General features: G+C 27.4%; 6 protein-coding genes and 1 pseudogene. 6 read left to right on the forward strand and 1 reads right to left on the reverse strand.

Translation table 11 applies throughout. From position 1 onward, the window contains the following. Positions 1-256 precede the first annotated feature (256 nt). The 6 genes and pseudogenes from AVBRAN9331_RS09435 to cas4 all read left to right on the forward strand — a co-directional run bounded on the left by AVBRAN9331_RS09435 (position 257) and on the right by cas4 (position 9,046). Positions 257-1,063 carry a hypothetical protein gene (locus tag AVBRAN9331_RS09435; RefSeq protein ID WP_336612898.1) on the forward strand — a complete coding sequence of 269 codons (807 nt, stop codon included), beginning with the start codon at positions 257-259 and terminating at the stop codon, positions 1,061-1,063. A 155-nt stretch (positions 1,064-1,218) separates the two neighbouring features. Beyond that, positions 1,219-1,410, forward strand: coding sequence for a hypothetical protein (locus AVBRAN9331_RS09440; protein ID WP_214150413.1), 192 nt, complete (start codon positions 1,219-1,221; stop codon positions 1,408-1,410). Positions 1,411-2,213: 803 nt separating this feature from the next. Beyond that, positions 2,214-7,193: a hypothetical protein gene (locus AVBRAN9331_RS09445; RefSeq protein WP_336612899.1), complete on the forward strand. Its 4,980-nt coding sequence runs from the start codon at positions 2,214-2,216 to the stop codon at positions 7,191-7,193. Next, a pseudogene (gene cas1, locus AVBRAN9331_RS09450) lies at positions 7,187-8,143 on the forward strand (CRISPR-associated endonuclease Cas1). Before AVBRAN9331_RS09445 ends, cas1 begins: the two are co-directional and overlap by 7 nt. 2 nt (positions 8,144-8,145) lie before the next feature. Next, positions 8,146-8,412, forward strand: coding sequence for a CRISPR-associated endonuclease Cas2 (gene cas2, locus AVBRAN9331_RS09455; protein WP_336607398.1), 267 nt, complete (start codon positions 8,146-8,148; stop codon positions 8,410-8,412). A gap of 61 nt (positions 8,413-8,473) precedes the next feature. After that, positions 8,474-9,046: a CRISPR-associated protein Cas4 gene (cas4, locus tag AVBRAN9331_RS09460; protein ID WP_336612900.1), complete on the forward strand. Its 573-nt coding sequence runs from the start codon at positions 8,474-8,476 to the stop codon at positions 9,044-9,046. A gap of 747 nt (positions 9,047-9,793) precedes the next feature. On the opposite strand, the gene AVBRAN9331_RS09925 is transcribed toward cas4, so the two are convergent. Further along, complete coding sequence (locus AVBRAN9331_RS09925; protein ID WP_442862301.1) at positions 9,794-9,997, reverse strand: hypothetical protein; 204 nt, start codon at positions 9,995-9,997, stop codon at positions 9,794-9,796. Positions 9,998-10,261: the final 264 nt, after the last annotated feature.

The following is a 10,261-nucleotide window of genomic DNA, read 5'->3' on the forward strand; positions in this document are numbered from 1 at the left end:
TTATAATAGAACATTCTTAATTAATGGGATAAATGAAATTGAAACACTTAAAAGAATACATAGCATACTTAAAAAAGGCTTATTTAAATGGCATGAGCTTTTAAGATTGCGTAAAAGAGCTAGAAAGCATTAGCAGACTTCATAAACACCATTTAAGAGTTGTCTTTAATCAAAACCTAAGACAAGTATATGGTTTAGCAAGATTTAAAAAAAATAACTTATAAGCGATAAGCCTTACTTAAGATATGTAGCGATTATGCATAATAGGGTTAGAGTTGTACTTAAAGCCTTTCACGGACTTATTTTACCTAAGGAGCATTATTGTTGGCGTAACAATTATCCACCGAATAGCTGGGGTTGTAGGTGTAAAACACAGGTTTTAAGCCTTGATGAAGCAAAAGCACTTGGCTATAAAGAAAACGTAAAAGACCCAAGAAGTTCATTAAATGCTGCTGTGCGTGGATTTGATAATAATCCTATTGAGCCTAATAATGCTTTATTTAAAGTATTAGAAGAAAAGGTAAAAAGTGTAGATGAAACTTTAAGAAAACAAGCTCGTAGAATTATGAATAATGCTTACGTAGATTATATGAAAAGAGAGGATTTATATAAAAAACTAAAAGTTTCTTACGATGAATATAAGCCTAAATATGAAGCTTTTGTAAAACAAAAGATGAAACAAATGGGCATAACAAATCCAACTGAAGAACAAAAAGAGCTTATAGATAGGGAGTTTAAAATAAAGATTAGCAAAATTACTAAGAAATTATTAGAAAACAATAAAAGAGAACACGCCTTTATAGAAGTAGCAAAGCTTGATGGTGCTAGTGTATTTTTAGATAAATACCAAATAGCAACACATTTAAAACACACTGAAATAACTCCACTTGATTATACACTAATAGACAGGATTATTAAAGAGGGTAGTATAGATGAAAAAGAAAGTAAGCAAAGAGGTAAAACCATTATGTATAGTATTTTAGGTAGAAGATATAAACTTATTTTAAGACCTGATAAAGGTAGGTTTTTGGTTGATAGTTTAATTTTAAACAAAGAAAAATAATTGGATGAGCGAGGGAAAGCTAACTAACGCAAGGTTGATTAGACCTTTTAAAGCTTTAGCAAAGACCCCACCAGTGCTACAAGCCCTCGTTATACCTATATCAATCAAATATAGTCTTACATTCATTATAAATAAACATTATTAAGGAGAACTTAATGGATATGCAGTTTGGCTTAGGGCTAAAGTTAGCCTTAGGTGGATTTGATAAGCTAAAAACACAGCAAGAAAGATTAGAAAAACTAGGCAAAATTGCAAAGCTTAGTACAGACAAGATGGACAAGCTAACAAAAAGCATAAATAAGCTTAATAATTTAGATATAAAAGCAGGTCTTGCAAAAAAGCATTAATAAAAATTTTGGTAATAATAGGTTTTTATTTTTCTATTTAAATTTTATTAGAATTGGGCTTACAATAAAAAATTACGATAAGTTTTTTATTTTTGTTTTTAAGTTTCAAACCGTGTTGTGGTAGAATTAGGTTTGCAATAGGGCTAGGAAGTAAATATTTATTTTCTAGCAAAACGTTTCAAACCGTGTTGTGGTAGAATTAGGTTTGCAATCTAAGTCAGAATGAAATAGATTTAAGTGATTTAAGATTGTTTAAAACCGTGTTGTGGTAGAATTAGGTTTGCAATCGCAATACAAAGAAGATGAAGGAGCTAATAGTAAAGTTTCAAACCGTGTTGTGGTAGAATTAGGTTTGCAATAGCAAGGAAAACTTGTTTGTATGTTAAGTATTTGAGAGTTTTTAAAAAGTAGTGATTTTTCCACTTTTAAAATTCTTTCAAATTTTAGTACTTTAGTGGAAAAATTAAACCTATGTTTAGTTTGTATCACTAAAATTAAAAAGCAAATCTAATTCTATCACAACGAGCGTTTGAAATCATAAGTAGGTAGAAATACCGAAAAGTTAGTAAAAAATCAAGCTCTAGTATCTTTGCTTTTGCAAAGCTCTGTAACCTTGATAGGGAGAGATGGTGCTCTCCCATTTTCATATATTATCTAAAATATTATTTGTTGCTTTTGTATATTATATATTTTCAAACTAATTGTGATAGATTGTAAATAATTTAATACTTAACAATTATTATTTTAATTTATATTTATATTATCCTTATATAATATAAATTAAAATCATATAAGGAGTAATGATGTATGATAAACAAATTCTTTCTTTAAACTTTGATACAGGTGCTAAATATTATGGATTTTATGGAGTTGGAATAAGTGCAAGTAGGATTTTTAATCCTGTTACAAGAGAACTAAATAAGCCACTTTCTTCAACTTTTGTAGTAGATAAAATAAATTTTAAAGTTGATGAAAGAACTACTAAAAGACACACAAGAAGAAACCATAATAGAAAAGATTTTGTAGTAAGAGCCTTTAAAGAGTTGGCCTCATATATATTTAACGAAGATTTTAAAACTTTAGATAAGTATATCCAAACTCGTATTTTAGAATTATTTTATGGGCTTTTTAAACATCGTGGGTTTAACTATGTAAATACTCCAAATATAGACAACATAAATGAAGAAAATCAAGAAAAATTAATCGAAACTATCTTCATAGGTGCTAAAAATAAAAAAGATATAGATGATGTTATAAATAGTCAAATAGATAAAGTTTTAGATGATAAAGATTATGATATTTTACAAGATTTAAAAGAGCAAAAAAGGTTAGTTGTAAAAGCAAATTTGAAAAAACAAGAAGATGGTTTTGATGGCAAACAATTGCAAAACTATATAGACGCGGTTATAAAAGAGCTTGAAAATACCAATAATAAGCACAGAAAAAGATATCAAAATGATATAAAGGATTTGTTAAATCGTTTTGAAGATATTCAAGGCAATGCTGATAAACTAAATTTGAAAAACATTAAAAAAGAATTCAAAACAGGATTTTCAGAAATTAAAAATCTTTATGATTTTTTAAATATTTCTAAAGATGAGCTTTATAATATCATTTGTAATCTTTCAAATTTTCAAACGAGAGTTTTTAGGCAGTATTTTAATGGTAAATCTAACGCTACTTATGATGACAAAAAGCTATATAAAGCGATAAAAGATAACATAAATTATATCCCATACAAAAGTGATGACGAGTTAAAAAACAAGAAATATATGTTAGAGCTTTTAGGCGAAAAATATCAAAATGGTAAAGCTTTAGATTTTTTAAAAACTTGTGATCCTACAAGAAGTATCACCCCTTATGAGAGTTTAGTTAATAAACAAGGTCAAATTTGCAATGCCTTAGTACTAAAAAAAGAAGCTTTAGAGCACAATAATCTAGAAAATATATTTGAAACCATTTTAAACGATGGTATTTTTAGTAGTCTAAAAAGCGATAAAGAGCAAAAAATAGAGATTTTAACACAAAGGTATTTGGATATTTCTAAAGAATATTTACCAAAGGGTAGTTTGTTGTATCCAAGGTATTTACATTTAGGAAAAACAGCTTTAAAACAATTAAAGGATGAGTTAAATGATGATAAAAAATCAATTTTATGTATGATTAAAAATGGATTTAAACAACTTGGTTTAAATGATAAAGATTATGAAAATTTGCAAAAATTTGTAAAAGAATACTATAAAGAAATAGAACTTGCTAAAAATGGTATCATTTTAAATGATAAGCTATCTGTTTGTACTTACAAAACTCCACATAAAACAAATATGATTTTACAAGATTTAAATGCATTGCTAGGGTATGAATTTTTTAAAGATAAAAATAGTGTTAAAGATTTTAAAGACCATATAAAAAAGCAAAAAATTGAAAAAGATTTAGTAGAAATCAATAAAATTTATCAATCAAATTCAAGTAGCTTTTGGTATAAAGTAGAAAAAACTTTAAGTAAAGAAAAAATATTATTAAGTGATGATGAGTTTGATAAAATTCAAAAAAATGATGAGATTTTTCAAAAAATAATTAAGCATTTTGAGTTAGCAAATGAGCTTTATGTAAAGCTTCAAACATACGAAATTTATGGAAAATTTAATTTTATCTTACAAATTTTTAATATTTTATTAAAACCTAGAAGTGGTTTTGCAAATTATTGCAAAGAGCATTCAAAAGAAGTTATGTTTAGGTTAAATGGTTCTAAAGTAGCGATTTGTCAAACACTTAGTAAAAACTCAGCTAGAGAGTTTAATGGTGGGGTTGAAAAACTACTTGATATAGTATCTTATAATATAGTTGAGTATTTATCTAGTAAGGGCATTGATTTTTCTAAATTTGATGAAATTCATATAAATACAGAGCAAAATAAGTTTTTGTTTGAACAAGAGTTAAAAGATATGGTAAAAACGAGTAGAAATTCGGATAGTACAAATAAAAACGATGAAAAGCTTGTATGTGCTTATGAAGGAGTTGAGTTTATCAAAGAACAAGGAGAGTATGACCATATAATCCCTAGAAGTTCATCTCGTGGTGAGTTTAACCAGGAAGCAAACTTGATTTTAGTAAGCAGCAATGGAAACCAAAAGAAAAAAGATAATTATAAAAAGCTTGATGATTTAAGTGATGAGTACTTAAAAGGTATTTATGAGGAGATAAATTTAATAATCACTCCTAAAGATGATAAAAAAAGCAAAAAAGTAGAAACTACAAAAAAAGACCTAATAAATGAAAGTAATTTCAAAAAATTTATAAAAAACAATATGCCAAAAATGAGCGAGTATAGGAGCTATCATTCACTAAGTAGATTAGAGCAAATCGCATTTAGACATGCGTTATTTTTAGATGGTGTGAGTGGTTATCAAGATGTGTTTGATAAAGCGTTAGAATTATTGAAAATGTCAAAAGTATCAAGCCTTGTAAATGGCGTGCAAAAGCGTTTTGTAAATCTTTTGCATAAAAAAATCAAAAGAAAAATTATAGAAAAGAATTTAAAAAACATTTTAAATAGCGATGAATTTTTAGATTTTTTACAAAAGATAAAAGATTTTACAAAAACAAGCAATCATTTTCCTAAAAACAAAAGAGAATTTATACTCAACATTATATGCAATGATGAGTATCTACACGAGCTTTTTACAAGACCAAGAAAATGGAGTAAAAACTCTAAAAACCATGAATTTATAAGTGAAGATGTAAGAAATAGCTTAATAATTTTATATAGTTATATAAAAAATACTTATTTAAAAATAGGTTTTGAAACAAATAGCATTAGCTCAAAAACAATCAGCGACACTAGAAAAGCATTTACTGCTAAATTAATAAACGAAAATCAAAAAGAGCAGTTTGTAAAGCTTAATAAACTTAAAACTCAAGATGAGCTAAGCCATACTATTGATGCTAGTTTGGTGTTTTATCATACATACAAAAAATATGATTTTTTAAGTGATGTGTTTAATGATGATTGTGAAATAATAAGACTTAATTCTAAATCATATGAAGAATTAAAGCCCAAAAATCAAGAAAGCAGAGTTGGACTATTTAAAGAAAGCATATATTCTTTAAGTTTTGATGAAATTTATAACACTAAAAACGAAACCGAATTAGATTTTTTAAGTAGTATTGATATAAGTGATATTAAAAACTATAAGTTTAATCAGCATTCAAAAAATCTAATTGATTTGTCAAAAGATACCACAAGCGTAGTTTTTGCAAAAGTCAAAGGTAAAAAATACTATATTTATAAAGATTTGAATGGCGAATTTAAGTATATAGAAAATGATAAAAAAGTAGATGAGACTAAGCAAATTTTTATAGATACTAATTTAATGCTTGATATTTATTTTGCAAAATTTAAAGCAAAAAATACAGACTTTTTTAAAAATAAAACTTTAGAAAAAATATTTAAACAATTATCAGCTTATGGCAGGGAAGAGATAGATAAATTGTTTTTTGATGGTGTTAGGTTTAAAGAGTTTAAAGAAAATGATTTGCCTAATAAAACTTATCAATTTTATGAGACACTTAAAGATAAAGTAAATGAAAATCAAGAATATTTTATCATAAGACAAAATCCAGATGAAATATTATCTGATAGCATTAAAACTCAAATGTTACTTGTTAGTGTTTTAAAAAATAAAAAGCGCGATATTTTTAATGATTTAAGAGAAGAAAACTTAGAAAAATCACTTAAGTTTTTATATCTTAATAAAATGGATAGCGAAGAAGAGATTTTAAATATTATAAAACAAAAATTTTATTCTAAATATGATGATTTATATAATATTTTTAAACTTAGCGAAAAAGAGTTTGATAAAGTTACTAAAGCTGTAGAACTAAAAAGATTTTATATTGTAAATAAAGATAAAAATTTAGATGAAATTAAAAAAGAATTTGCAGTGAAGTATCATAGTAAAGTGAGTTTAAATAAAGACAAATTGTTTAAAACTTATAATGAATTTTTTAATGTTAAAGGTAGGAAACTTAGAGATTTTAAAAAAATGATTTATTCTTTAAAGGTTAAAAATTCATCAAATATGATAATTCGTAGAAATGGTGGCTTTGAGGGTATGTGGACTAATTCATCTAGTGGAGTAAAAGCCTTGCCATATACAAACACAAAGACAAATTCTGTTATATCAGTTCCGTTTTTTAACTTGAATGTTTTACCAAAAGACTTAAAAGATATTTTAGTGGTTATTGATTTTCTTAACAATCACAAACAATTTAAAGCTGGTTTTGCAAAGTATAGGATTTGTGATATAAAAGAAATTAAAAACATAGATGTTATACCTTTTAAAAGTATAGAAATTTTATATCAAGAGAAAACACGCTCAAATATTGTTTTAGAGATTAATAAAATTAATGCAAATATTTTTTTAAAAACAATAAATTGCGATGAAATTAATTTTGATAATATTAATTCCACAAATAAATTAAATTTAATTGTAGATAACAAAATCAACTATGACTTTTTTTATTTGTGTAAAAATATTTTATTTAATAAATCTTTTGGTTTTGGTGGAATTGCTGAAAATGGTAAGAAAAAATCAGAACTTTTTAAATATGAAATTATAAAACACAAAGAAGAGTTAGAAAATTTTGACACTAAAACATATAGAAAAAGAGATGTTTTGGAAAATAGTGAAAATGTGTTAAAAATATCGTTTATCACAAGTGGAAATTTTTCAAGCAATGTAAAAAATATAAAAAATATTTACAAAGGTTTAGAGTGCTAAAACATCTCGTAGTAAATTCTTACGGGGTGTATTTGGGGCTAAAATCGGCTAGATTAATAGTCAAAAAAGATGGAGAGTTAATCAAAGAATATCCACTTAAAAACCTAAAAACCATAAGTATAAAATCTCGTGGTGTAGGACTAAGTAGTGACTTAGCCTATGCTTGTGGAGTGCGTGGGGTTAAGATATTTTTTAATGATTTTAAATCTCATTTAGCTTTACACACTTTACACGAGCATAAAAGCGTAAATGTGATAAAACATTAGATTTTAAGCGAACAAAACGGCAAAGACCTAGCCTTAGCAAAAGAGCTAATCATAGGTAAAATCAAAAACCAACGCTCCACGATTTTATACTTTTCAAGGTATTTGCAAGATGATTTGCTAAAACAAAAAACCACCGAGCAATTAAAAACATTTATTAACGAGCTAAAAACTTATAAAATGACAAAAGATAGCATTTTTGGCATTGAAGGAAGTGCGGCAAAAGTTTATTTTGATTATCTTAGACAAATAAGGCTTTTAGGAGATGAGTTTGTAAATCGCACGGGCAGATTTGCAGATGATAATGTAAATAAAGCCCTAAATTACGGCTACGCAATACTTTTAAACATAATTTATAAAAGCGTGATAAACGCAGGGTTAAACCCATATTTTGGAGTGCTTCATAGCTTAAGAAGTGCTAAGCCATCGTTAGTTTTGGACATTATGGAGGAGTATAGAAGTTTTTTAGTTGATAGAAATATTATCAAGCTAAGGCATCAGCTAAATGGTGATTTTAATGAGTGTAAAAAGCTAATTTCAAATGAGATTTTTAGCTCACTTGCTAAAAAGTTGCCATATAATCACTCTAAACTAAGTCTTGAAAGCATCATACAAAGACAAGTTTATAAGCTTAGTGGGTTTTTGTGCGGTGCGAATAATTATCATTCTTATGTGTTTAGGTGGTGAGCGTGTATATTGTAAGCTACGATATAGAAGATAACAAATCACGAACAAAGCTTTTTGAAGAGTTAAAGGATTTAGGACTTTTAAATATCCAAAAATCAGTCTTTTATGGAGAGCTTAGCAAAAGCGAGATAAAGGTGGTAAAAGAGCTTTTTAAAAAGCTTTGTGATGATGGGGATAAGGCGTTTTTGTGTAGGTGCGAGATAGATTTAGACGATACGCACGGCTATAAAAAGGCTGATTTAGAGCAACTTAGTTTTGATAGTATTTAGTAACTTGTGTATATTTTAACCAAAACAATGAGAATTTTAAATAATTTGAAATAGGAATTTCATGGAACTTTTGAAGGCGAGTTTGATTAGGCAGTTTGTGTTTTGTCCTAGAATATTTTATTTTTATAATTTTTGTGATATTACACCAAAGTATCCTAAGCATGTAGATTTTGGCAATGATTTTCATAAAAAGCAAGATGAGCTTTTCAAAAGTCGCACATTTGTTAAACTTGGGCTAAGCGAATATAAAGCCTATAAAAATCAATATTTAGAAGATGAAGAATTGTGCGGGGTTTGTGATATGCTCTTTGTTGGGGTTGATGAGGTGGTGGTGCTTGAGTTTAAACAAAGCGATAATCTAAATCTTAGTAACGGGGCGAAAATGCAACTACTAGCATACGCAAAAATGGCTAGTAAAACTTATGCTAAGCCTTGCAAAAGAGTGATTTTATGCTCATCAAATCATCTAAAACATAAGGTTTTTAATATTTTTCCGAATGATTTTGCTAGGCTTAAAAGAGCTGTAAAAGATATGAAAAATCTTTTAGATAATGGAATTTTTCCAAATAGTAGCGCTAGTCTTAATGCTTGTAATCAATGTGAATTTTTTAACTATTGTGATGATAGGGAGTAAATTTAGTATGTTTGTGTTAAAGTTTATCGGGGTGGCTAAGCCAGTTGCCCGATATTTTACTAACTTTTCGGTATTTCTACCTACTTATGATTTCAAACGCTCGTTGTGATAGAATTAGATTTGCTTTTTAATTTTAGTGATACAAACTAAACATAGGTTTAATTTTTCCACTAAAGTACTAAAATTTGAAAGAATTTTAAAAGTGGAAAAATCACTACTTTTTAAAAACTCTCAAATACTTGATATATAAGCAAGTTTTCCTTGCTATTGCAAACCTAATTCTATCACAACACGGTTTGAAACGCAAAATTTTCAGCACTATTTAAATTGCTATCTTTTATTGCAAACCTAATTCTATCACACAACACGGTTTGAAACGTAAATGGACCATCGTTATTTAAAATTACTCCATAATTGCAAACCTAATTCTATCACAACACGGTTTGAAACTATGCTCTTTTAATATTTCTTGCTTTAATTCTTCTTATTGCAAACCTAATTCTATCACAACACGGTTTGAAACTAAAGGCACTAAAAATCTACTCATTGTAAATCTTATATTGCAAACCTAATTCTATCACAACACGGTTTGAAACATGATAGGCAATCTAGAAACCGATAGTTTTTTAATTTATTGCAAACCTAATTCTATCACAACATGATTTGAAACAATTAGCGATAAGCAATTACACACATATTATTCACATTGCAAACCTAATTCTATCACAAAATGGTTTGAAACTCAAGCTACAAAACCAACGGGGCAAACATACCTAGAAATTGCAAACCTAATTCTATCACAACATGGTTTGAAACTTCTTGAATTCTTAGATGATTTATGCAAGGAGCTCTAAATTGCAAACCTAATTCTATCACAACATGGTTTGAAACTTCTTGAATTCTTAGATGATTTATGCAAGGAGCTCTAAATTGCAAACCTAATTCTATCACAACACGGTTTGAAACGGACTTAAATGTAGCAGGAGGTCAAGCTGGGCTTAAATTGCAAACCTAATTCTATCACAACATGGTTTGAAACCAAACTTGGATTTTGTAAGCATTCTGAAGCTTCATTAATTGCAAACCTAATTCTACAACAATAATGCTAGAAATTAATAATATAACATAGTAATACAAAACAAATACAATCAATTAATAAATAAGAAGCTGGAAAAACCAGTATTGAGTTTAAATTATTTAAATATTTTAAAATAT

Source organism: Campylobacter sp. RM9331, assembly GCF_020137685.1.
Classification (GTDB): domain Bacteria; phylum Campylobacterota; class Campylobacteria; order Campylobacterales; family Campylobacteraceae; genus Campylobacter_E.